The sequence below is a fragment of the Lysobacter korlensis genome, assembly GCF_042434515.1.
On the sequence record NZ_JBHLTG010000003.1, the window covers coordinates 659992 to 683810 of the forward strand.

Annotated in this window: 17 protein-coding genes; 8 read left to right on the plus strand and 9 right to left on the minus strand. The window is 67.2% G+C overall.

Translation table 11 applies throughout. The annotated features are described in order from the left end of the window. Positions 1-40 precede the first annotated feature (40 nt). Positions 41-2590 carry a DUF305 domain-containing protein gene (locus ACFFGH_RS16070; RefSeq protein WP_386670030.1) on the minus strand — a complete coding sequence of 850 codons (2550 nt, stop codon included), beginning with the start codon at positions 2588-2590 and terminating at the stop codon, positions 41-43. Positions 2591-3017: 427 nt separating this feature from the next. On the opposite strand from ACFFGH_RS16070, the gene ACFFGH_RS16075 reads away from it, so the two are divergent. Together ACFFGH_RS16075 and ACFFGH_RS16080 are read left to right on the plus strand one after the other, a co-directional pair. Continuing rightward, entirely contained in the window at positions 3018-5216 is a 2199-nt protein-coding gene (locus ACFFGH_RS16075) for a hypothetical protein (protein WP_386670031.1), read from the plus strand. Positions 5217-5297: 81 nt separating this feature from the next. Next, a complete protein-coding gene (locus ACFFGH_RS16080; protein ID WP_386670033.1) occupies positions 5298-5624 on the plus strand; it encodes a hypothetical protein in 327 nt (108 codons plus the stop codon). Between the two features lie 361 nt (positions 5625-5985). Here ACFFGH_RS16080 and ACFFGH_RS16085 read toward each other — a convergent pair whose 3' ends face one another. Beyond that, positions 5986-7290, minus strand: coding sequence for a metal-dependent hydrolase family protein (locus ACFFGH_RS16085; RefSeq protein WP_386670036.1), 1305 nt, complete (start codon positions 7288-7290; stop codon positions 5986-5988). A gap of 339 nt (positions 7291-7629) precedes the next feature. On the opposite strand from ACFFGH_RS16085, the gene ACFFGH_RS16090 reads away from it, so the two are divergent. Beyond that, complete coding sequence (locus ACFFGH_RS16090) at positions 7630-9156, plus strand: diguanylate cyclase domain-containing protein (protein WP_386670039.1); 1527 nt, start codon at positions 7630-7632, stop codon at positions 9154-9156. A 224-nt stretch (positions 9157-9380) separates the two neighbouring features. On the opposite strand, the gene ACFFGH_RS16095 is transcribed toward ACFFGH_RS16090, so the two are convergent. Beyond that, positions 9381-11300 carry a glycerophosphodiester phosphodiesterase family protein gene (locus ACFFGH_RS16095; protein ID WP_386670040.1) on the minus strand — a complete coding sequence of 640 codons (1920 nt, stop codon included), beginning with the start codon at positions 11298-11300 and terminating at the stop codon, positions 9381-9383. Between the two features lie 352 nt (positions 11301-11652). Continuing rightward, a complete protein-coding gene (locus ACFFGH_RS16100) occupies positions 11653-12216 on the minus strand; it encodes a porin family protein (protein WP_386670042.1) in 564 nt (187 codons plus the stop codon). A 275-nt stretch (positions 12217-12491) separates the two neighbouring features. On the opposite strand from ACFFGH_RS16100, the gene yihG reads away from it, so the two are divergent. From yihG to ACFFGH_RS16115, 3 genes are all read left to right on the plus strand, one after another. Beyond that, positions 12492-13370 (plus strand): 1-acylglycerol-3-phosphate O-acyltransferase, YihG family, encoded by an 879-nt coding sequence (yihG, locus tag ACFFGH_RS16105; protein WP_386670045.1) that lies wholly within the window; start codon positions 12492-12494, stop codon positions 13368-13370. Positions 13371-13683: 313 nt separating this feature from the next. Further along, complete coding sequence (locus tag ACFFGH_RS16110) at positions 13684-14523, plus strand: hypothetical protein (protein ID WP_386670047.1); 840 nt, start codon at positions 13684-13686, stop codon at positions 14521-14523. Positions 14524-14757: 234 nt separating this feature from the next. Next, complete coding sequence (locus tag ACFFGH_RS16115; RefSeq protein WP_386670267.1) at positions 14758-15126, plus strand: DUF6164 family protein; 369 nt, start codon at positions 14758-14760, stop codon at positions 15124-15126. Positions 15127-15553: 427 nt separating this feature from the next. On the opposite strand, the gene ACFFGH_RS16120 is transcribed toward ACFFGH_RS16115, so the two are convergent. The 4 genes from ACFFGH_RS16120 to ACFFGH_RS16135 form a co-directional block, all read right to left on the minus strand. After that, positions 15554-16057 carry a YciE/YciF ferroxidase family protein gene (locus tag ACFFGH_RS16120; protein ID WP_386670049.1) on the minus strand — a complete coding sequence of 168 codons (504 nt, stop codon included), beginning with the start codon at positions 16055-16057 and terminating at the stop codon, positions 15554-15556. A 666-nt stretch (positions 16058-16723) separates the two neighbouring features. Continuing rightward, positions 16724-19276 (minus strand): CHASE domain-containing protein, encoded by a 2553-nt coding sequence (locus ACFFGH_RS16125; protein WP_386670051.1) that lies wholly within the window; start codon positions 19274-19276, stop codon positions 16724-16726. Positions 19277-20040: 764 nt separating this feature from the next. Further along, the gene (locus tag ACFFGH_RS16130) at positions 20041-20286 is read right to left on the minus strand and encodes a helix-turn-helix domain-containing protein (protein WP_386670054.1); all 246 of its coding nucleotides are present in this window, start codon (positions 20284-20286) and stop codon (positions 20041-20043) included. After that, positions 20286-20792 (minus strand): DUF2975 domain-containing protein, encoded by a 507-nt coding sequence (locus ACFFGH_RS16135; protein WP_386670056.1) that lies wholly within the window; start codon positions 20790-20792, stop codon positions 20286-20288. Before ACFFGH_RS16135 ends, ACFFGH_RS16130 begins: the two co-directional genes overlap by 1 nt. A 64-nt stretch (positions 20793-20856) precedes the next feature. On the opposite strand from ACFFGH_RS16135, the gene ACFFGH_RS16140 reads away from it, so the two are divergent. Both ACFFGH_RS16140 and ACFFGH_RS16145 read left to right on the plus strand, forming a co-directional pair. After that, complete coding sequence (locus ACFFGH_RS16140) at positions 20857-21783, plus strand: ABC transporter ATP-binding protein (RefSeq protein ID WP_386670058.1); 927 nt, start codon at positions 20857-20859, stop codon at positions 21781-21783. After that, a complete protein-coding gene (locus ACFFGH_RS16145) occupies positions 21764-22519 on the plus strand; it encodes an ABC transporter permease (protein ID WP_386670061.1) in 756 nt (251 codons plus the stop codon). Before ACFFGH_RS16140 ends, ACFFGH_RS16145 begins: the two co-directional genes overlap by 20 nt. Before the next feature lie 96 nt (positions 22520-22615). On the opposite strand, the gene ACFFGH_RS16150 is transcribed toward ACFFGH_RS16145, so the two are convergent. After that, positions 22616-23677 (minus strand): extracellular catalytic domain type 1 short-chain-length polyhydroxyalkanoate depolymerase, encoded by a 1062-nt coding sequence (locus ACFFGH_RS16150; protein WP_386670063.1) that lies wholly within the window; start codon positions 23675-23677, stop codon positions 22616-22618. Between the last annotated feature and the right edge of the window lie 142 nt (positions 23678-23819).

A 23819-nucleotide genomic window follows, 5' to 3' on the forward strand; every position in this document is an offset into this window, starting at 1 on the left:
TTCTCGCCTCGCCGCACTCTGAGCCCCTGTGCCCGAGCGGTTATTGCAACTTTGACGCAAGCGCCTTCAAAGTCTGCGACAGCGCATCCCGGCGCTCAGCGTTGCGTCCGGCGGCGTCACGGGCGGCCGCAACCGATCCGGCCAGCGCACCCAAGCGGCGGGCAAGTGCGTCCCTGTCGCCAGCCGGGCCTGCCTGATCCAGCGCGGTCCGTGCAGCCGTCAACGTTTCGCGCAGCTGGGACTCCAACCCGGCATCGAGTGCTCCGTTACGCGACAGCTGATCGACGTACGCCAACGCCACCACCGGCGCATCGGGCCACGTCATTGCGAACTGCTGCTGCGGGTTGAATACCGGGTCGGCTTTCGCGAGCGCAGCGGCGGAAATCTCGTTCGCGGTGATGAACTTGCTGGGTTCCAGCGTCAGCACGTCCAGCCCGCGCGTAATCTCCGAGCCGTAGATGCGGCCGTCGTAGAAATACGTCGACCAGAAGCCGCCAGTGACCAGCTTGTCGGGGTTGGTCGGGCCGCGATCGAAGAACGCGATCTCGACCGGGTTGGACGAGTCGGTGAAATCGATCACCGACAGCCCGCCCTGGTACCAGGCCTGCACGAACACGTCGCGCCCCGGCACCGGCACCACCGAGCCGTTGTGCGCGACGCAGTTCTCGGTTACCGCCTGGGGCGCGGGGATCTTGAAGTAGCTGCGGAACACCAGCTTGCCGTCGACGATGTCGTAGATCGCATCCGCACCGTAGTTGCGCGGGTCCGACGCACGGCAGCGTGGCCGACCGCCGCCGCCCCATTCGTCGGTGAAGATCACCTTGGTGCCGTCGTTGTTGAACGTTGCCGAGTGCCAGTACGCGAAACCCGGATCGGTGACCGCGTCGATGCGCTTGGGCTTGAGCGGGTTGGTGATGTCGAACAGGATGCCGTTGCCCGAGCAGGCGCCGGCCGCGATCTTCTTCGCAGGAAACACGGTGATGTCGTGGCAGTGATCGGTCTTGCTGGTCTTCTGGGTGCCGTCGCCGTGGTCGCCACCGCGCCACAGGCCGGCAAGCGTGCCGGTCTTCGGGTCAGCGAACACCGCCGGGCTGTCGACGACCCGCGCTTTCGACGGATCCGCCACCGGAATTTCGATGACATCGATGCGGAAGAGCGCGGTGCGCGTATCGCCGGGCAGCTCGTCGACGCAGCGTTCGAGTTCTTCCTGCTTGCGGACCGAGCTGGTGCCGGAGTTGTAGACGACGATGCGCTTGTCGTCGCTCGATACGATCGAATGGGTGTGCGAGCCGCGGCAGGTCTGCACGGCCGCGACCTGCTTCGGCCGCGCCAGGTCGCTGATGTCGAACACGCGCAGGCCGCGGAAGCGCTCCTTCGAGACGTCTTCGGTGACGCCCTGCAGGCCGCAGTCCAGCCGGCCGCGGGTTTCCTCGACCGACATCAGCAGCAGATTGCCGACGATGGACACGTCACCCTGGCCACCCGGGCAGACCACCGAGCTGACCAGCGTCGGCACGCCATCCGCGCCGAGGCGATAGGCGTTGAAACCGTGGTAGTTGCCGACCACGAGCACGTCCCCCGAGAACGCCATATCCGTGTTCGAAAAACTGAGTAGCGCGCCTCGGCCTTTGTCACTGGACTCGCCCTTGAAACGCTTGAACGCCTTGTCGCGCTGCTCTTCCGCGAGCGCCTTGGCGTCCTTCTTCTCTTCCTTTTTCTTCTTCTTGTCGTCGACCGGCTCCAGCGGCAGGCCCGCCGGATTTTCCGGATCGAAGAAGCCCGGCGGCTTCGGTAGCGAAGCCACCAGTCGCAGATTCTCGATGGCGGTTCCTGCGTCACGGAAGCCCGCTTTCAGGCCGGTGCGCGGATCAGGGCTGACCGCGGCGAGCAGCGTGGTCATGCGCTCGATCTCAGCGGCCTGGTCGTTGGCGACGTCGTTGACGAACTCGAGCAGCGTCGGGTCGTATGCCGAACCTGATTGCTCCAGCAGTTCCTCGACCATCTTCAGCGCACCGCCGTGGTGGCTGATCATCAGCTGCAGGAACTGCCGGTCGAACTCCCGGCCTTCGGCCTTCGCCAGCGCCGCCATCTGCTCGGGCGTGGCCATGCCGAACATCTGGAGCGCCGCGTCGCCGTGCGCGCCGTGAGCCGCCGCTGAGTGCGACGCGTGCGTGCCCGCGGGCGCCTGCGGACCCGCCGCGCTCTCGCCACGTGCGGCGAGCCACTGCTGCATGAAGCCGATCTCGTCGCGCTGCGAAGCCTCGATGCGGCCAGCCGCTTCGATCACCGCCGGTGAGTTGGTGCGCTTGCCAACCAGCGCGGCCATGTCCAGCGCCTGCTGATGATGCGGGATCATGTGGCGCATGAACTGCACGTCCGCCGCCGAATAGCGCGACGCGGCAATCTTCACCGCGTCATCGGCCGACAGCTCGCGCGCAGGGGCACCCGGTGCGCCCGGGTTGACGATGCTGACCTGGGCCGTCGCCGGCGCGATCGATGCGGCCAGCATCGCGGCGAGCAGGGAAGACGGGCGCAGGCGCAGGAGGCGTGCGTCGCGCGAAGAAGGGGGCAGAGAGCGCGGTCGGGTCATCAACGGGATCCTGGGGCGGGATGGGTGGCACAGCGCGTCGTGCGCTTCGCCCCCTAACTTATCGGAAGCGCAACGGGACGGATGTGCTGAATCCGTCCGGACCCGTGGGCACTGGCGAGGCCGGGAGGTCCTGTCCGGAGGCAGGGCGCGCTCGCCAGATGAGGGCAAAGAAGGTGTGTCGCAGCACGGCACCGCGGGGGCAGGTGATCCCCGGGTCCCAAGCAGCCAGTTCCGCATTGCGTCAGGATTCTTCCTCCTTCTCACCGGCGGCTTGCACAGGCAGGAGCCGGGGCGACGGGCAAACAGACAGTCGCCTCTGCGCCATCGCATGCGGCCGCGCTTCCGACCTGCGGTTCCGTTCGCCCTCCGAACGGAGCGGGTCACTAGGCGCGTCATCGCTAGAGTGGCGAACACACCTTCCGCCCGCTTGGACGCCATGGCCTCTCTCGCTTTCCTGCTTGCGCCCGCCACCCCGATTCCCGCCGAGGCGGACCGCGCTTGGTTCTGCGATTTGAAGCAATGGTCAAGCGCCCTCAGCGGGCACTGGGACAGCCTACGTGAGCGGCTGCCAGCCGAGCAGCGTGCGCGTGTGCCGCGCCGCCTGCGTTCGCGGCTGCCGAACGGCACGATGTATTTCGGCTCGGGGTCGGGGCAGCACGGGGTCAGCCGCAACGCGTGCAAATGGGCCAAGACGTTGCTCGACGGCTACGTAGGCGGCGGCTGCAGCGGTCCGGTGCCCGTCGTCGACACGCTGGTGGCCTCGCAGGCGCTGGGCCTGACGCCCGCGCCGGGCCTCGACAATCTGGTGCAATACCGCGGCGATGCGCTTCGCGCCATTCCGGCGGGCAAGCTCAAACGCGGGGGGGCGCTGGGGTACCTGTGCAATGCCGGCTCGCCTTGGGAATTCAACGTCTTCGCGTACGGGGCGAGCGAGCGCAATGCGCTGCATGCGTTTGCCGAGGCGTACGGTGGCGACTACGTCATGCTGGTCACCTGGGGCGAGGCGCTGATGATCGAGCGCATTGCCAGCCCCGGGCCAGGCATGGCGCCGACGGTGGACGCGTCGTGGTCAGTACGGCTCGTCCCACTGGTCGCGGGCCGCGATCCGGGCGTGCTTACGCGGTTGCGCAGATTGTTCGACGGGGCGGCCGTCCAACCGGACTTCGCCACAATCGAGCGCGAGCTCGGCGCGCCGCGTATCTCGGTCGCTGGGTTCTTCAAGGCGTTCGGTATCGCCGGGGCGCGAGAGATCCAACCGCCAGATGCGGGTGCGCTGTGGGCGCAGCTCGACGAAGTTGCCGCCGCGCTGCTGGCCGGCGAGGCGCCGCCGAAACCCGCACTCGCTGCGGTCAACGCCGTGCTGGCCGAGTCGGGCGACAAACTGCCTGGGAAGCCGGCGCGGCCCGGGAAGGGCGCTACGGCATCCGCACTCGTCAATGCGTGCCACGTCTTCAGCGAGCGTCTGCCGGAACCGACGAGCGGCGCGTGGGCGGAGCGCAAGCACGCTGCCGATACAGTGGTGCGGGTGGAAGACAGCCCGGCGCGTCGGGGAATGACGTTCGGCCGCGATGCCAAGGGGGTGGGCGACTCGGCGGCGGCCGCACGCATGCTGGCGCACATCGAGCCGCCGCCGCGGGCGGGCGACCCGATGGCCCTGGCGCTGCTTTCGAACCAGTGTGAGGCGTGGAACTGGCACGGCTTCGTCGAGCCGCTTGCCAAGCTGGCCGAAACGCTGGGACAGACCGGATTTACCGCCATCGTCGCGCCGTCCGACGAGCGCTCGGCGATGCGTGAAGCCTTCGGTCTCGAGGCGCCCGAGGAGCGCGAAGGGGACGCGCCTGCGGGGCCCTGGGCCGCCGAGGTCTTTCTCGACAGTCCCACGCTGGTCAAGGGCGATCTCGGCGCAGCGGCCGCGGCGTGGCTACGCAAGCGCAAGTGCGCCGGCACGGTCGCACGCATTACGGCCGATGGCGACGCGTCGATTACCTACTTCGCAGGCGGGCGGGAGGTGCCACACGCGGCCGATGCCGGGCTGCCCCAGGCCGACCTCGACGCGCTGCGCGACGCACGCGCGGCATTCAATCCGCGCGCAGTGCCGATCGCGCTCGGTGTCGGCGATCTGTTCGCGCCCGGCGACCTCACGCCGTCCATGCAGTTGCTGCCTGCGGTCGAGCACGCGACACGGGAGGCCGCGAGCGGTCTGCTCACGGCGCTCCCTGCGCTTACGCCGGTACGCGACTGGCGGACCCTCACCGATCGGTTCGACGGCGAACTGCGGTTGCGTGGATGCGATGGCGCCCAAGGCGACGCGCTGCTGGTGCTGCGCATCCGTGTGCCGCATGCGGAGCCCGCCGGCCTGCGCTCACTACGTAACGATTTGACCGGGCGCGATCTCGCCGACCAGGGCGACGTCTGGTGGCACCGAGAGGACGAGCTGCGCGCCGACATGGGCGACGACTACTACCCAGCGTTGCTGCAGCTGATCCTGGGCGATGCTCCGCCGGGGACGGAACTCGCGCTGACCGGCGGGCGCGAGCCGCCGCTCAGCGTCGTGCTGTGTGATCCGAGCAAAGTAGAGGTGCCGCCGTGCGACGCAATCCAAGTGGGCGAGTGCGCGCACACTTGATCTTGCGTGCTGCACCGAGGGGCGGAACGCCATCTGCGAGGCCAATGGGCAGACTGGTGCATTGACGGAGACCCATAAGCCGTGTCGGAGTGGGTGAGGCTGGCCGACTGGAAGCCGGTGCAGGCGCAACTCCACGAGTTCCGGGGTCGATTCACCGGCGACGAGCTGCTGGGCGGGTTTGACGTGGCCCGCCTAGATGATGGATTGACGTTGACCGTACGCGGCCTCTCGCACATCACAGCAACACTGGAGCCCCGCGCACACGATGTGTTCGAAGCCGCCGGCGTGCCGAACTTGGACGGCCTGCTGGTCGCGTTCAAGCGCGACGACGGCGGCCGGATAACGGGGCTGGCGATCGGGCCGGATTCGCTGCACGAGTTGCCGTTCCAGAAGGTCGCTTCGAACTGAGTCATGCGCTGTTGCGGATCAGCGGCCCACCAGCGGTACAGATCCGGTCGATCGATAAGGCGGGTGGTCGGACCTTCCGCATGCGAAGGTCGCGACGCCGGGTCACCGTTCTTCAGGCAGCGAGCTGGGTGTGTTGCGTGCGGTCGCGCCTGAGGCCACGCCTACGGCCGGGCGTCGCGATCGACCAAGCGGCCTTCCAGTCGCGTGAAAAAGGCGCCGACAGGTGGCATGGAAAAGCGAGGCATGCAGCCCTTTCGCTAGGGCGCGGATCTCAGCTGTGCGGCCGGGGGGGCGGCTGAGTCTCTCTGACACGTCGCGGCGACATTCGCGTCGCGCCGGGCAGGTGAGGGGGCTCTGCTTGCTACCGCTCGACCACCTCGCCGCCTTTCATCACAAGCTCCACCTGCTTGAGTACGCCGACGTCCTCCAGCGGATTGCCGCGAACCGCGATCAGGTCAGCCTGTTTGCCGGGTTCGAGGCTGCCGATCTTGTCACCAAGACCGAGCAGGTCGGCCGCGTTGCGGGTGGCGGCGACGATCGCCTGGGTCGGCGTCATGCCGTGCTTGACCATCAGGCCGAACTCGTCCGCGTTGCGGCCATGCAGGCTGACGCCGGCATCGGTGCCGAAGGCGATCTTCACGCCGGCGGGCACTGCGCGTTGCAGCGCCTTGCCCGTAATGCCGATGCGCCACTGCACCTTCTCCAGCACCTCGCCGGTATAGGCGCCAGGGTTGGCCTCGAGGCGTTCGAGGTAGCCGTTGACGGTGGAGAGCGTCGGTACGTAGTACGCGCCACTTTCGCGAAAAAGCTTGAGGCCGTCGGCGTCGAGCAGCGTGCCGTGCTCGATCGAGTCCACCCCCAGGCGCAGCGCGAGGTTGATGCCGTCGGGGCCGTGCGCGTGCACCGCTACTTTCTTGCCGTACAGGTGTGCCGTGTCGACCACGGCGCGGGCTTCGTCTTCGAACATCTGTGCGCCCAGCCCGGCGCTGATGCGACTGTTGACGCCGCCGGTGATCGACAGCTTGATCACGTCGGCGCCCTGGGCGATCTGTCGGCGGACCGCTTTGCGACAACTATCGACGCCGTCGCAGACGTTGCCACCGGTGTCGACCGCGGCGTGCAGTTCTTCGCGATACCCGAGCGTGGGGTCGCCGTGGCCGGCGGTCGCCGAGATCGACGAGTTGGCGGTCAGGATGCGCGGGCCGGGCAGCTTGCCGGCATTGATGGCATCACGCAGTGCGCGGATTTCGCCGTCGCCGTCACCCAGATTGCGTACGGTGGTGAACCCCGCCGCGAGCGTCTTGCGGGCATTGACCGCGGCTTCCAGTGCATTGTCGGCTGGGCTTCGCTGCACTTCCGCCAGCTGGCCGGCAATGCCGCCGACATCGCTGGTCAGGTGAACGTGGCTGTCGATCAGGCCCGGCAGCACGAAGTGCTCGCGCAGATCGACCAAGCGCGCGCCGGCGGCGTTGAACGCCTCGGGGCCATGGTGGCCGTCGCGCACCTCGGTAATGACACCGTCTTTGACCAGCAGCGTAGCGGGACCGCGCGGCGGTGCCTCCGGCCGGTCGAGCAGTTTCCCGGCCTGCACGACTAACGGCTGTGCTTGGGCGCAGACCGCGGCCGCGAGCAGCGACAGGGCAAGCATCAGGCGTCGGATCGACATGCAGGTATCCCGCGATACGGCTCTCGGCCAAGGTAGAAAACGTAGCAGATCCCGCGCGCGGGGAAGGCCGCCGGCTGCTCGTGGCCGCGATCGCGCCCGGTGTTGGCACTGGCACCGTCGCGCACATCGCGCGGCGAGGCCGCGTTGTCGCAGCAGTCCGCGCAAGGGGCCAGCGCACGGGGCTGCACGGGCTCGCCTGCAGCGACCTTCGCCTATGTGAAAGGCCCATCCCGAGATCGCCGTGGCCTGTTCGCGGTATTGCACTGTCGGAGTAGGCGCGATAAACCACTGTGATCGGTCCCGCGACCTTCCGCACGACCATCGCGCCGAACGAGGCCCGTGAAGCTCCCAGCGCCCCACCGCCTCGCACAGATCTACTACTTCCCGCGCACCGCTGGCTTCGCGCTTGCGTTCGCGGCGTCTGCCGTTCTGTTTTACGAGCGCGCGATTTCAGCTGCGCAGCTCGCCTATGCGGCAGGCGTATTCCTGCTTTACCCACAGCTGGTTCACCTGTGGTCGTGCCTGGCTGCGGATAAAAAAGCAGCGGCGCTGCGCGGCTTGCTGATCGACGCGTTCGTGCTCGCGACCTTCGTGGCGACGATCGGCTTCAACCTCGGCCTCGGTTTCTGCCTGGCCACGGCCGTGTGCATGAACAACACCGTCTACTTTGGTACGCGGGGCCTGGCCCGCAGCGCGGCCATGTTCGCGGGCGGTTGCGCGGTCGCGGTTGGCCTGATCGGCTTGCGTTTCGAGCCGCTGCCAAGCGGCCTCGGCACCTATCTTGGCCTGCTGACCCTGTTCGTCTACCTGATGATGGTCGCGTCGGTGTTCTACGCGCAGAACCGTCTGCTCATGCGCGCCAAGCACGAGGTCGACCGCAAGGGGTTGCTGTTCCAGGGGCTTGCCGAGGCCGGGATGGCGATGGCCAATGCCGACGGGTGGGACGAGCTGGTCGCAGGGTGGCTGCAGCATCTGCAACCGTTGCTGCCCGAGGGCGCGGGGCGAGGGGTGATCGTGCGCTCGTCGCAGCGGCCCGGCCTGACGTACCACGTGACCTTCGAGGGTATGGACGAGGCCGAACAGGCGCGCGTGCTGAAGCTGACCGCGAAAATCGTCTCGGCGCAGCTCATCAGCCATGTCGCGACGAGCGGCTACCGCGCGGCTGGCGCGGCCGGCAGCAGCAACCCGGCGCCGGACTACGACTTCCATCGGATTCCGGTGGATGCGGGCCTGCTGGAAGCCGTGTTCGTCCTGCGCCGCGATCACCGCGTTACTGAAGTCGAACGCGGCGTGGTGACGTTGTTCCTCCAGCAGCTCGGGGCTGCGCTCTCGAACTACGGCCTGACGCAGCGGCTGACCGAACTAGCGAACACCGATGGACTTACCGGCCTTGCCAACCGTGCCAGGCTGGACGAACGGCTGACCCAGGTGATCGATCTCAAGCGCCGCCAGCCCGGCGCCGATTTCTGCCTCGCCGTGGTCGACATCAACGGGCTCAAGCGCGCCAACGATGTGTACGGGCACGAGGCAGGTGACCGCCTGATCATGGCCGCCGCCGATGCGCTGCGCACAACGTGTCGCGCCACCGATCTGGTTGCGCGGATGGGCGGCGACGAGTTCATCGTGCTGTGTCCCGCAACGACCGCCGAGGAAGCGGGGCATTTCCTGCGCCGCCTTGCGGAAACCGTGCGCACCACCACCGTCAACTGCCACTCGGGCGACGGTGTCGCGTTGGAGCTGCCGCTGCGATTCAGCATCGGCATCGCCGACTCGCGCGAAACCGACCCCGCCGCGGTCATGAAACTTGCCGACCGGCGCATGTATGAGGACAAGGCGGCGTATTACGCGTCGCACCCACGGGACTGACGGGATGCCCGGTGTCAATCGGTGTTTCCTGAGAGACGGGCGCGACGCTCGACCGCAACCGCATCTACGCTCGCGAGATCACGGGGTTGCGGGATTGCCGCGATGTGGCGCAGCTGATTCGAGGCGCTCGGTCTTTCGGAAGCCCGACCGCGCACGGACGAAGCTATTCGGAGTGACGGACCGCCCGCCTGCTCGAGCGCAGCAGCGCTTCTCCCGCAGCGCGGCTACCGGGCCAGCTGATGCGGCGTCGCCGTTAGCTGGTGGCGACGGAACCAGCTGCGAAGCCGCGCGAGCAGCAGTTCGACGTCGGTCAACGCCGCGCGCTCGGCACGCACCCTGACGGCCTCGGCTGGCCGGTCGGTTGAAATGTCGTCCACGCCCAGGTCCATATAGCGCGCCATGAGGGCAGGGTCGTTGACCGTCCACACCTGTAGTCGGTACCCGTGCTGCCGCGCGGCCGCCACCGCTTCGGAGTCGAGCGCGACATGGTTCAGGCCCAGCATGTCGAAGTCCGTGCGCCGCGTTGCGCCGGGCAGCGCGGCGTTTGCGAACAGCACCAGCCGCATGGTCGGGGCCGCGGCGCGGGCGGCCCGCACAAGCTCGGGCGACAACGACGCCAGCATGACCACGTCCTCGTAGCCGCCGCGCTCGATTTCGCGAAGCGTGGCCGCGAGCAGTTGATCGGCATTGCCCCCGTCGGGCTTGAGCTCGATCAGTGTCAGTGCGCGGCGGTCGATGAAGGCGAGCGCCTCGGCCAGGGTCGGAATGCGCTCGCCTGCAAATGCGGGGTCGAACCGGAGGCCCGCGTCGATCTTCCGTATTGCCGCTAACGACGTTTCACCGACCGCCCGCGAATCCCCGGCGATGCGCAGGAAGTCCCGATCGTGGACGACCACCGGAGCCCCGTCGGCGCTCAGCCGGACGTCGAGTTCGATCGCATCGGCGCCGGCGTCGACCGCGGCGCGGAATGCAGCAAGCGTGTTTTCCGGGGCCACCGCCGATGCCCCGCGGTGCGCGGTGACGGTGACCTCGCGGCGCAGGTTCATGCTCGACACCGCGAGCGTCGCCTGCGTGAGCGCCACGATCAGGAAGACCGCCTCGGCTGCCCAGATGAAGCGGCCGGGGCGAGATGGAACGGCGTCTAGCGTGAGTGCAGTCAGGCCGCCCCCGAAACGGTGGAACAGCGCCCGTACCAGCAGTGCGTTGACTGTGGTGCCGACGAACAGCACGCCCAGCGCGGTGCCGGCATAGAGCGTGAGGTAGGCCGCCATGCCCGTGCTGACCAGCAGGCGATGCGGCGGCAGGCCATCCAGAAGCGGCGTGGCCGCGCGGCCGTAGAACTCGGTAACGATCAGCGGTAACGCCGCGACCGTAAGCGCGACGCCGACGACCAGCACCGCGACGCGCCGACGGCGGCCGTGCGTCAGCGAGCGACTGCGTACCAGCGCCGCCGCCGGCGCCAGGCCTTCCAGCACCAGTGCGGGAGTGGCCAGCAGCCAGCGGAAGTAGAGCCTTGCGTGCAGGAACAAGCCGGCGACCAGCACCGGCAGGAACGCGGCCAGAAACCAACACAGCGCGGGCGGCCGGGCGATGACCACGTAGTACGGGTCGTAGCCGCCCAGCAATGCTTCGTAGAGCGCGGCGCCGATTGCAAGCCAGGGCAGCGCCAGCATCGCGTGGGCGAGCACCTGCGCGCCTGCAAGCGTAGCGAGTGGCCCGGCGCGCCGCATGACGCCCAGCAGCGCCATCGCCGCGATGCGATAGCGGCAGCCGCGGCTCGCCGACACCAGCAGCATGCCAGCCTGCTGCAGCAGCACCACAAACCATGCAAGCCCGCCTGCCAGCGTCAGCCACGCAAGCGCGAGCAGGTTGTCGACCAGCCCGTCCACGTCTCCCGCGAGTGGCCGTTCGACCCAGTGCAGCGACGCGGCGAGCGACCAGGTGGTCAGTGGCGCCGCCGCTACCGTCGCGAATGCGGTAAACAGCAGGTACCAGGCCAGCATCGGCCGCAGGTGGCGGCGCAGATCCCGCCGCATGTCGCGGACGAGGATGCCGCGCAGGAGCTGGCGGTCGTCCGCTACCGGCGGCAGGCTTGTGCGGGTGGTGTCGCAGGTGCCGATGTCCGCGCCGCGCGTGTCATGCATCGCGTGAGTGTAATCACGGCATCGCGCGAGCCGTGTCGTCGCTTCCTGTTACACGAGCGCAGCGGGGCATCGCAGCCCGAGTGCTGGTGCCGTCTCTACGACCCGGGCGAAGCAGCATTCCGTGAAGAGCCGGTTGCGTGAGGGGCACAGCAGCTACGGCGTGAGCGCGCAGACAGAGGGGGCTGCGTGCGAGCGCCCTTTGTGTTCACCGGACACGTGGTTGGCGGCACGCAGTGGCTCCATCTGGCGCGCCGCTGCGTGCAGCGCCGGATCAGCTGCACCTGCTGGCGTCGGGCCGCCCAAAAGAAAGGCCGCCTTTCGGCGGCCTCTCCATGTACATAACCAAAACCGATCAGAAGCGCAGTTCTGCACCAAGCGTCAGCGTTTCCGCGGTCACGTCCACCCCGTCGCCGCCGCTCTTCAGGCGGTCGTAGTTGACGCTGAGACCGAACGTCTCGCTGAAGTCATACCCTGCGCTCACGCCGAAGTACGGCTTCGCCGAGCTAGCTTCCGCATCTTCCAAGGAACCGTCGAACTCGACCGTCGCCACGCCGCGGGCAACGCCTGCGCGGCCGCCGACGAAGAAGCCGGTGTGGTTGCCACCGAAGTTCTTTTTCGCAACCAGACCAACGCCGACGCCGTGGAGCTTCACGTCGTACGTGTCGAAACCGTCGTTGTACGAGGCGCTGTAGTAACGCGAGTAGAAACCTTCGACCGCGATGTTCGGATTGAACCAGTAGCCACCGCGAACACCGAACGCCGTGTCGTCGTCGCTGCCGTTGCCAATGCCATCGGCGCGGATGTCGACATCCGCGCGGCCGGCCTCGACACGAATAAACCCGCTGCCGTCTGCGAACGCCGGCGCGGAAAGGCCTGCCAGCGCGAGGCTGACGGCAAGCATGATCTGCTTCTTCACTGAATTCCCCTGTGATTGATTACACCCGGTCCCCACCGGGCGACTGAGATGTTAAAGGAAAGTGAAAGCGCCCGGAAGGCCCCGACGCGGCAGGGGCGGGGCCAATCCCTCTTGCCTGGGTTGGGTCGCGCCGCAACTCGGCAGCCCCGGAGAGCTGACCACCTGTTTCGGCCATCGCTCAGCGACGACGGCTTCCGGTTCGCTTCCAACCGCAGTGCATCTGCCCGCGCGACATCGCCGGCACAATAGGCGCCTGTTCAAGCGTCCGGCATTCCATGGCCCTGATCCGCCTGTCCCTGATTTCCCTGCTGATCGCACTCAGCACCGTGCTGCACGTCGTGCCGCTGTTGATCGTTTCATTGCTGAAAGCGGTACTGCCGTCCGATCGGCTGCGCAGGGCCAGCGATCCGATGCTGACCGGGCTGGCGGAAAGCTGGATCGGGGTGAACAGCTGGGCGGTGGACCGGTTCACCGGCACGCGCGTCGAGGTGCAGATGGATGCGGCGCTGAAGACGGATGGCCATTACCTGATGCTGGCGAATCACCAGAGCTGGGTGGACATCGTGGTGCTGCAGAAGGTGTTCAATCGGCGTATACCGTTCATGCGCTTTTTCCTCAAGCGGCAGCTGTTCTGGGTGCCATTGCTCGGGATGGCGTGGTGGGCGCTGGATTTCCCGTTCATGGGTCGCTACACGCCGAAGCAGATCGCGCGCCGCCCGGAGCTGGCGGGCCGCGACATCATCGCCACGCGGCGTGCCTGCGAGAAGTTCCGCGCCATCCCGGTGACAATCGTGAACTTCGTCGAGGGCACGCGTTTCACGCCGGCCAAGCATGCCAGGCAGGGCAGCAGTTACCGGCATCTGCTCAAGCCCAAGGCGGGCGGCGTGGCGTTCGTGCTCGATGCGATGGGTGAGGGGCTGCACGCGATCCTCGACGCGACCATCGTGTACCCCGGCGGACGCCCTTCGCTGGCAGACCTGCTCGCGGGCCGCGTTGCAGAGGTGCGCATCCACGTACGCCAGCGTGCGATCCCCGATGAGCTGCTCGGCGGCGACTACCAGAACGACCGCGCGTTCCGCGTCCGCTTCCAGCAGTGGATGAACGGGCTTTGGCACGAAAAGGACGCGGAGATGGAGCGGCTGCTGGCGCGGTGACTGGCCCAGCGCTGCGATAACCGCAGCGTCTGGCGGTATCGCTCTGACTCCGAAGCGGTCGCGTAATCCGCGACGCGTGGGCAATGGCGGCTGCCGATAGCGGCCACCTTCAAGCTCTAGGTTTCCGAAATGGAACGCGCGGGGTCGTACATCGGGCCCGGTACTTGGACGATATTTGGAGCGGCTTCCGCATTGCGAATGCACGTTGCCTCGGCCTCGCCGGCAAGGCGACGCGCGTCGCTTGGCGACACTCCGTCGCCCTCGGTAGGAAGCGGATATCCCTCGCCCCCAAGGAGGTCATATGGTCCGTCCAATGCTTACTCTCGGTGCGCTCGCGATCGCGCTCGCCGGCCAACCGCTCCATGCTCAGGAAACCCCGACCCACGTCTACCGCGGCGTGGTCAAGCATGTGGTCGGCCCCCAGACCTCCGCCATCAAGGTGGGCGATCCGGTCGTAGTGTCCTACCGGCTCGATACCTCCGTGCCGGACTCCTTCGCGAACGACCCTCGCAGTGGCTATTACGCCGGCGCAACCGCCCACCTTGGCGTTTCGTTGCCCGCGAGCGGTCTCGACGTCGCTGGCGGGAAGGGCGCCGGCTCGGTCGTGCAGACGTTCGACAACACCCGCTCGCAGAACGACCAGATCAGCATCCGCACCGCCGCGATCGTGCGGCCGGATACGCTGCAGGGACTGGTGGTGAACGCGCTGGAATACAACATCATCAGCGAAACGGCCGCTCCGAACGAGACGCCGGACATGCTGCAGAGCGATGCGCTTCCGGTCGGCCAGCTGTTGGGCCACGACCACGTGGTGCACATCAATACGTCGGCCGGCTGGACCAATTTTCTCGTCGCACTGGACCCGGCTGAAGCTCCCACGGTTGCCGAGCTGGTCGAGGAAGCCGTGGTGCTTCTGGATCGCGGGATGAGGTCTGGCGCGATCAAGCCTGGCACCGCGAAAAGTCTGGCGCTGAAGTTCGAGCAGGTGCTCGACGCGTACGAGTCCGGCAACACGTCGAAAGCATGTTCGAAGCTCAGGACCATCGACACGCGCGTGCGCAAGTCGATCCTGACCCGCTGCATGACGTCGGCGCTGGGCCGCGAGCTGCTGGCGCTGACGGCCGCGATCCGCCAGACAGGCGGCGCCTGCTGATCGGCTGTCGGGCTCGGCATCGCCGGTGCTCACCGGCGATCCCGCGTAAAGCTGCGGGCGACCCGGGTTGGGCATGCCCGATCTGTTCGGCCCGTCTCCACATGGCCCCGTAAAGTGGGGCCGTGTGTTTCAAAGTCAGCGCGATCCGCGCCGTCGGTGCAATCGTTTCTGGCCGCTTCGTGGCGCCCGCAGGAACACGACGCCGCGGCGGGTGCCGGCGGCTATCATCCCGTCATGGCCAAACTCCTGCTCAACCTGCGCAACGTCCTCGAAGACGAGGCCGATGACGTGCGCGCGATGCTCGATCAGGCGCGGATCCCGTATTACGAAACGCCGCCGAGCATGTGGGGCATCTCGGCGGGCGGGATCTACGTCAAGGACAACGAGGACGTTCCGGAGGCCAAGCGCCTGATGGCCGAATACCAGGCCAAACGCCGCGACCGCGTACGCGCCGAGCACGAGGCGGCCGTACGCGACGGCACCGCAGAAACCTTCCGGACAGTGCTGCGCACCGAGCCCCTGCGCGTGGCGCTGACGGTGTTGGCGATCATCGTCCTGCTCGGCCTGGTCGCGTTGCCGGCGGTCCTGCTGCGCGGGGGCTGACGACGGAGCGGCCCGTCGGCGACGGGCGATCTACCTTGACCCGCCACGCAGATGGGAGCCGGGGCCGGAACAGCGCACTAGCGCAAGCGTGTCACAGGGTGTGGGGTCTGCTGATGCCGCTTGATGCGTCGTCGCAGCAGTCGCGGGCATCGAACAAAACACGGTGTCGTCAACGGTTTACCGACTTCGGCTGGGGCGCTCGTGGTCCAGCCGCACCGCGCACTCGCGCTCCGGCGAACGCTGCTGGATCTGGCGCGGATCGCGTACTTCATCGGCGTGCCGGCCTGGCTCGTTGTGCGCATCGTTTCAGGCTGAATCCGCTCGCGGCCCGAGCGACAAAGAGAATCGCGCACCCAGCGGTGGACCGACCGCAAACAGATCGGCCGTAATAGCCGGCCCGGATGTCACGCATCCGGGCCGGCGATTCTCAGGCGTTCTGCGCCTTGAGGTTGATCGACGTCTCGGCGAGCGTGGTGGCGTATTCGTCGCCCTGGTAGATCTCCTTCGTGGCGCGATGCAGGCGTTCGGCATCTTGCTTGCGGCCCAGCGCATCTGCATACGCAGCTGCCGTGCCGAAGCCGGCCAGACCGTAATGGGTCATTCGCTGGTACTGGGCGATCATGACGGCATCGAGCAGCGGGCCCTGTTCCGGCGCTTCCTCGATGATGTGCTTCTTCGCTTCGGCGACGAGGCCGGCCATGCCCTTGCAATGCTCCTTCGCGACTTCCGCGTCGTTCGATTCGAGGAGCTGCTTGAGCACGTCGGTGTGCTCGGCGATCGCCTTCTCGGACTTGGCCAGCAGATCCTTGAGCTTCTGGCTCGTGGCTTTGTTGGTGACCTGGCTGACGATGCGCTGCATCTGGTCGTTCGCGGACCAGAGGTCCTTGAGTTCGTGGGTGTAGAGCTCTTGCAGGCTGGAGGGCTGGGACATGGCAGTTCCTTCGGGTGGGGAGGTGAGAGGTGTTGCACGTGGCTGGGTGCACGTTCGAGGGCGAACACTAGGCGCTGCGCGTAGTGGGTACCGTGAAGCAACCGGTGCATGCATGAGCCTGCGGTCGCGTTGAAAAGCACGTTCGGTCGCCTACCGGTTGTGCTTGATTGATGGCCTGCCAACGCGGTTCCGATGCGGCCGCGGCACTTACGCATCCCGCGTTCGAAGACGCTGATGAGACGGCGTGGTTCGGCACGCTCGCGGTGATTGCCGGCCTGCTTTTGCGCGCGGCTATCGAAGACATGCTCAGCTAGACACACCGATGTCCTACCGACGCGAATCCGGCCGCGCCCGCGATCGCCAAGGTGCGCCGCGTCCATGAACTGCTCGAGCGAAATACCCGATCGCGCCCGCGCAGGGTCGATCTCGAACAGACCCGCCACACGCTCGTCAGCGATCACGATGTTGCGGACAGGGTCGTACGAGGAGTTGCCGATCGTGGCGGACGCATGCAGCGACAGCCAGAGGCATTTTCGCTTGCTTCCTGCCTGGCGAGCGCCTCTACCTTCTCCGTGGTCTCGACCACAATGCAGCGGATGCCGCACACGTGAAGGCTGTGGCTGCTGATGTTCGCGGCCTTCGCGCCCGTCCGGGTCGCACGGTGAATCACACGCGCGGAGGCGCCGCGCTCCTGAGCGCCGCCAGCAGCCGCCCGGGGTCAACCGGTTTCACCAGGTGCTGGTGAATGCCTGCATCGATCGACGCGGCCACGTCATTGGTCTGCCCGTACCCCGACACCGCGAGCAGCGTCGCGCGCGACGTGCGCGGGTGCGCCCGCAAGCGGCGGGCCAACTCGTGGCCGTTCATGCCGGGCAGCCCGATGTCGAGGATGTAAACGTCGGCCGGGTCGTCATCGGCCGCCTGCAGCGCGTGCTCCGCGCTGTCGAACTTGCGCACGCGGTGGCCGTCCACTTCGAGCAGCATCGCAGTGGTGTCCAGGGCGTCGGTGTTGTCGTCGACGACGGCAACGCGCAGCGGCGCCGCTTCCTCGACTTGCGGCGCCGCAGGCCGCGTTATTGCGTCGGCGCCTTCCGCAGCAGGCAGCTGCACGGTGAAGACGCTTCCTTGCCCGACGCCGCCGCTTTCGGCACGCACCGCGCCGCCGTGCATCTGCACGAGCATGCGCACGAGCGCGAGGCCGATTCCCAATCCACCCTGCGAGCGGTCCAGCAGGCGCTCGCCCTGGGTGAACAGGTCGAATACATGCGGAAGAAGCCGCGCGCTGATTCCACCGCCATTGTCCTGGACGCGGATGACCACGCCATCGGCGGTGTGCCCGGCCGACAGAACGATCCGGCCCGGCGCGGGCGTGTACTTGATCGCGTTGTCGAGCAGGTTCGCGGTGACCTGCGTCAGACGGGTGCGATCGCCGCTCACCCAAAGCGGGCCGTTTTCGATATTCAGTTCAAGCTCATGGCCGGACGTCTGCAGCGCGAGCCGCGTCTGTTCCAGTGCAGCGTCGATGGAGCTGCGCAGGTCATAGACCTCGGCGTCGATCGTGATCTGACCGCGCGTGACACGCGAGACATCGAGCAGATCGTCGACCAGTTCGGATAGATGCTTGGCCTGCCGCGCAATGATGCCGCTGGCATCGCGCAACTGGCCCTGATTGATCGATGGCGAGGACAACAGGGCAGCTGCCGTGCTGATCGGCGCGAGCGGATTGCGCAGTTCGTGCGCCAGCATCGCGAGGAATTCATCCTTGCGACGGTCGTTCTCGCGCAGCGTGGATTCAACTCGACGGCGCGCCGAAGCGTCGCGAAACACCACGACCGAGCCGGACGCCTCGCCGTTCGGAGTGCGGATCGGCGCGCTGTTATGATCGACCGGTCGCTGCGTGCCGTCGCGCGCGCGCAGCATCACCTCGCCCCGACCATGCTCCCCGGGCTGCGTTGTTCCCTGGGCGTCTTCGTGTTGCAGGGAGGCGGTTTGCACGACCTCGTGCATCGGGCGGCCGAGGGCATCCGTTCTTGACCAGCCGGTGAGTCGCTCGGCCACGGCGTTCATCCACGTCACGCGTTGCTCGGCATCAACCGCGACCACCGCGTCGCCGATGCTGCCGAGCGTGGCACTGAGCCACTCGCGTTCGCGGTGCAGCGCGTCGGCTGCCTGCCTTTCTGCCTGGGCAGCAGTCTCGGCGGCCAGCCGTTCCTGCCCCTGCAGCCAGCTCAAGCGCGCAAACAGTGCGCTGGCCGCCAGTGCAGCCAGGGCCAGCCAGGGCATAAGCCATTCAAGCGAGCGCGCTTCAAGCGCGGGCGTGCTGTGGAAGCGGATCAACCACGGCCGCCCGGCCACGTCGATGTGGTGATCGACGGTGAACCGCGGTGCTTGCAATCGCGTCTGGCGAATCGTGCTGCGTAGCAGTGCCTGCGGGTCGGGCTGCAAACCGTCGAAGAGTTCGTAGTCGATCAGCTTCGTGCTTCCACGCGTGCCTGCCAGCAGATCGCCCGCGCGCAACGGCGAATACACGTAACCGAGCAATGTTCCCGGCTGCTGTGGTTCGCCGCGTTCGTGGATCGGCAGGTACATCAGGAAACCGGCCTGCTTGTGCCGATCTATTTCCTGCACCAGCGTGACCTTTCCCGACGCGACGAGGTCGCGCTGTTCGCGCGCGGCGGCCATTGCTGCGCGTCGCACGGGCTCGGTCGACATGTCGAAACCCAGCGCCGCAGCATTGCGGCGGTCCATGGGCTCGAGATACTCGATGCTGTAGTACTCATCGCGCGGGGCTTTGGGCCAGACTTTGAAGTCTGCGAGCCCCGCCGCCCGCGCACGCTGTTCAAACGCGTGCACTTCGTAGGGCTCGAGCCGTCGGGTGAAGCCGATACCCAGAATTCCGGGGTACCGCGCGCGCAGGTCCAAGCTGTCAACGTAGCGACGGAATTCCTCGCGACTGACCTGCTCGCTGGCGTCAAACAAACCCGCGGTTCCCCGCAGCAAATTCGACGTGACGGCGAGGCGCTGGTTGATTGCGTCGCGCACCTGCAGCACTTCGTTCTCGAACGCAAGGCTGTCCTGGCTTCGGATCGCCGAACGAAGCCCGGCGAGCAGCGCGCCGGTGACGAGCACGGCCAACGCGAACACGAGCAGCGACACCGCAAGTGGCGATCTCAACAGGCGTTCGAGCAGTGGTGGTGGCAGCGCGTCTGGTCTTCTCACGGACGAATACTAGGACGGTGCAGCGTAGTCTGCGTGATGCGCGAGCCCAGCGGTGCACGAGCATCTGCTTCAGACGCGACACGCTCGAGTCATGATGCAACCGCTCAGTGCGGGTGCAACGGCACTTGACGGGCCGGGAGCAAGCTCACCTGCCGGTGAACCGCAGCGCGTTCGAGAGCGTATTGCACTGCTGCAACATCGGCATTGGTGAGCCTAAATGTCCGGTGAAGGGCGCCCTGCCGTTTCCAATGCGCCGTCTCGTCAGACAAGGGGAGCGACTCTCCTTTGAACTACGGCTGCCCACCATGACTCCATTCGAAATCAAAGCGGTTGCTGCCGCACTTGTCGCCATCGTTGCGCTGATGTGGGCGCTCACGTTTCTCGAGTGCTGGTGGAAGCGGGGTAAGCAGTCGTAGTGCGGGAGCGCGGGCGGCGCGGGGCGCATAGCGGCGTGTGTGCTCACATCTCGGCGAATTGGCATCGCGCGGTCCCGCTGGCTGTGGTGCTTGATCGCCGCTCCACTGTGAGCCGCTGACCCAGCATCGCCAGGCGGCGCTACATTTGATCGACCGATGTTCCACGGGCCGGCTCGCCCGTTGTAGGCGGCGGAGATTCTTTCGATAAGAAGTGTCCATCGGCTCGGCCGTTCGTCAGGGGCCTCGCGGCGCCCGTGGGGCCACAGAGTCGGTACATACGTCGCTGCAAAGCCCGCTGCACTGCTGCCGCACAGCCGCATCGAGTGATCACTGATGCGCCCCAAAGTTCTAGTCGCCAGCTTCTCCGTGTGCCCGGTCCGCATCCAGCGCGTCGGGGGCGTAGCCCAGCAGGTCGCCGGGTTCGCATTCGAGAACAGCGCATAGCGCCGCGAGCGTGGAGAAGCGGATTCCGCGCACCTTGCCCGTGCGCAGCAGCGAGAGCTGGGTCTCGCTGAGGCCGATGCGACGCCCGAGATCCTTCGCGGTCATCCGTCTTGCGGCAAGCACCGCGTCAAGCGTGACGGTTACCGGCATCAGACGAACTCCGTCAGCACATGTTCGAGCTTGTGCATGCGTTCCTGCACGTCGATCGCTCGCCTGATCAGGCCGCCAAGCAACACGAGCGCAAGCCCGACGACACCGATCGCGACGTACGCAACGTCGAAGACCATGACGGTGCCCCACATGGGGTGGGCCGGCCTTGCAAGCCAATTGACCAGGAGCGGCACGCCGAACGCGCTGACGCCCGCACCGAGCGCGAGTGCGGTGCCTGCGCGGCGGCACGCCCGGACCATGAGCGGGCCGAGCACGCCGCCGCGCGCGTAGGCAGCGAACGCCTGCCGAATCGCGACCACTGCGAACAGGTAGGGCAACGGCACCAGCCACTGCACGGCCAGGTCGCCGACGAAGACCTGGGACGCGGGGACCTTCGTGAGCACGAACAGCGTCGGGAGCACGAGTGCGGCGACGGTGCCCGTCAGCATGAAGTCGGCGATACGGGTCAGCCATCGGCTGTGCTGTTGCAGCGACTGCGCATCCATAATTTAATTTGCGCTTAAATAACTTTAGGAATAACTTAAATCATACCGCCCACGGAGACAGGACATGGAACCCGCCGTCCGCACCCGCCGACTAACACGAACGTTCGGCCGGCTGTCCGCCGTGCAGGATGTCGACCTGGACGTTCCAGCCGGCGCCGTCTACGGCTTCCTCGGCCGCAACGGCGCCGGCAAGACCACCACGATCCGCATGCTGCTGGGCCTGCTGGCCCCGAGCGCGGGTCAGATCGAGGTGCACGGGCTGGATGCCCTGCGTGAGCGCCGTCGCGTCGCCTGCCTGATCGGCTCGATGGTGGAAACGCCGGGGCACTACGACCACCTCAGCGGGCGGAGCAACCTGGCGTTGACGGCAGGATTGCTTGGACTGCCGCGACAGGCCGTCGACCGGGCGCTCGAAATCGTCGACCTCGCCGCGGATGGCGACCGTCGGGTAGGCGACTACTCGCTCGGCATGCGCCAGCGCCTGGGTGTCGCCCGTGCGTTGCTCGCGCGTCCGCGGCTGCTCGTGCTCGACGAGCCCACTAATGGCCTGGACCCCCGTGGTGTGCGCGACATGCGCGGTCTGCTTCGCGAGCTGCCTTCGCGCGAGGGCGTGACCGTCTTCGTCTCAAGCCACGCGCTGACCGAGATCGATCAGATCGCAACCCATGTCGGGCTGATGCAGGAAGGGCGGCTGGTGCTGCAGGCCCCGATCGAAGAGCTGCGACAGCGGCATCGCAGCGCGATCGAGGTGGACACCGCGCAACCCGAGGAAGCCGCGGCTGTGTTGCGACAGGCTGGCGTCGTCGTTCGAGCCGAAGGTTCGCGTCTGATCGTGCCGTGCCGCGAAGGCGCGCCCGAAGCGGCGGAGGTCAACGCGCTGCTGGTCCGCCACGGCATTCCCGTCCACGGGCTCAGCCCCGGAACGCTTCGCCTCGAAGCGCTCTTTCACGACGCCACCGGAGACCGCACCGATGTCCCTGTCGCCGCCTGACTACACGCTGCTGCGCTGCCTGCGCGCCGAGTTCACCAAGCTGCGCGGTTCGCTGGCATTGCTGTTGTGCCTGGTCGCGCCGGTCGCCGTCGCGGCGCTGATGGCGCTGATCTTCAATCGCCACGGCGGCGAAGATCTGCCTTGGCGGATGTACCTGCTCGGCAACGCGGCGACGTGGGCGTACTTCATGTTGCCGATGACGATCACCGCGCTGACCGTGCTGGTTGCGCAGATGGAACATGGCCCGCGGATGTGGAACCACCTGCTCGCGCTGCCGCTTCCACGTCGGCACATCTTCTTTGCCAAGACGGGCGCGGTGATGTCCCTCTGCGCCGGTATGACCGTCGTGCTGGCGCTGCTCGCGCCCGCGCTCGGTTACCTGAGCGATGCGATCACGCCGGACCGCGCGCTGACCGGCCCGGTCGCTTGGGGCGAACTGATCGGCGTGCTGTCGCGCATCTATGCAAGCGCCTGGCTGCTCGTCGTCATCCAGCTGTGGGCCGCCTTGCGCTGGAGAAGCTTTGTCCCGCCATTGGCGCTCGGCATCGGCGGCACGTTTGTCGCGGTTGCCGCGACCGGCTCGGATCTCGGCCCGTATTTCCCCTGGCTCATCCCCACCAATGCACTCGCCAGCGACGGTTCGGCAGCACTGACCGCGCTGTTTATCGGCGCAGTGGGCGGCGCCGTATGCACGATCGCAATGGGGCTCCATCTCGCGCGGCGACCGGCGACCTGACCTCAGGCGCCGGCAGTGGGCGAGGGCGTGGAGTCGATGCTCGCCGGCTGTTGCCGCCCCGTCCGGGGACGAACGGGGCGGCACGCCGAACTCATCTCAGTGCAGAACCGCGTGAGTGGCCGGCTGTTCGCTCACCCGCATGAAGAACTCCAGCATTGCAGCCGATGCATCCGGGCCCTCGGGGTCGGTGTAAGCGCCTTCGGCGCTGCCGCCGCTCCACGCGTGGCCCGATCCGTGCACAGTCCAGCGCTCGATGCGCGCCTGGCCCGTCCCGTCAGTGAAGACCTCGCGCGTGTATGCGTGCCCGTCCGGTACGCGGCCTGTCTCGGTGGTGGCGACCAGGTCACCCCCCGCCGCCTGACGCACCAGCGCATCGGCGTTGACCGGATCGACCACGCGGTCGCGGTCGCCCTGGAACAGGATCATCGGCACCGGCAGTCCGGAGACGGTCTGCCTGGCTTCGGACTTGTGGTAGCCGTGCCCGGTCAACGTCGCCAGCGCGGACGGCGCGCTGTGCGCGCTCAGGTACGGCGTACCCGAGTGCACGCAGATCGCGCGGAACAGCGTGGGATACGTGTGGCCCAGGATCGCCGCCATGCTGGCTCCGGCAGACAGGCCCGCCACGAAGATCCGCCCGGTATCGACGCGGTGGGTCGAGGCGATCTCGTGCGTGATGCCGGCGAGGATCGACGGTTCGCCTTCGTCGGGCTTCTGATGATCGGGGCGATACCAGTTCCAGCACTTCGCGCGGTTTTCGCCCATCGTCTGCCGCGGGTAGGCCACCAGGAAGCCGAGGCGGTCCGCCAGCATGTTCATGCGCGTGCCGACGGCGAAGTTTTCGGGCGTATGCGCGCAGCCGTGCAGCATGAGGACCAGCGGCATTGCACGGTCGCTCTCGGCGTATCCGACCGGCCGATAGAGGCGGTACTCGCGCTCGCCGTGCTCGTTCCGATACGTGGCGTGCAGAAATTCGCCGCGCCCGCCGGCGGCATCGCCTGTGTCGTTCGCCTCGTCCGTTTCCGCGGTCGCGCCGCAGTGCATGCCGAGACGCAGTTCCTCCTCGTCGATGTCGCGTCCGCTGTTCGACCATTGGCCGCCCGCGGATGCGCCGTCCGGCGACGACTCGGCGTTGGCCATCTGCTGGGCCCGGCTGCGCACTGAGGCGTTTCTGTCTTCTCGATCATGTGCTTTCGATATGAATTTCATGCTCCGCCCGGCTTCGTTTCGTTGCGGTGCACCATACGCAGCCGGGATTAAGGAACCGTCACAGCGTCGCCGGGCATCTTGTTAACTGACCTCG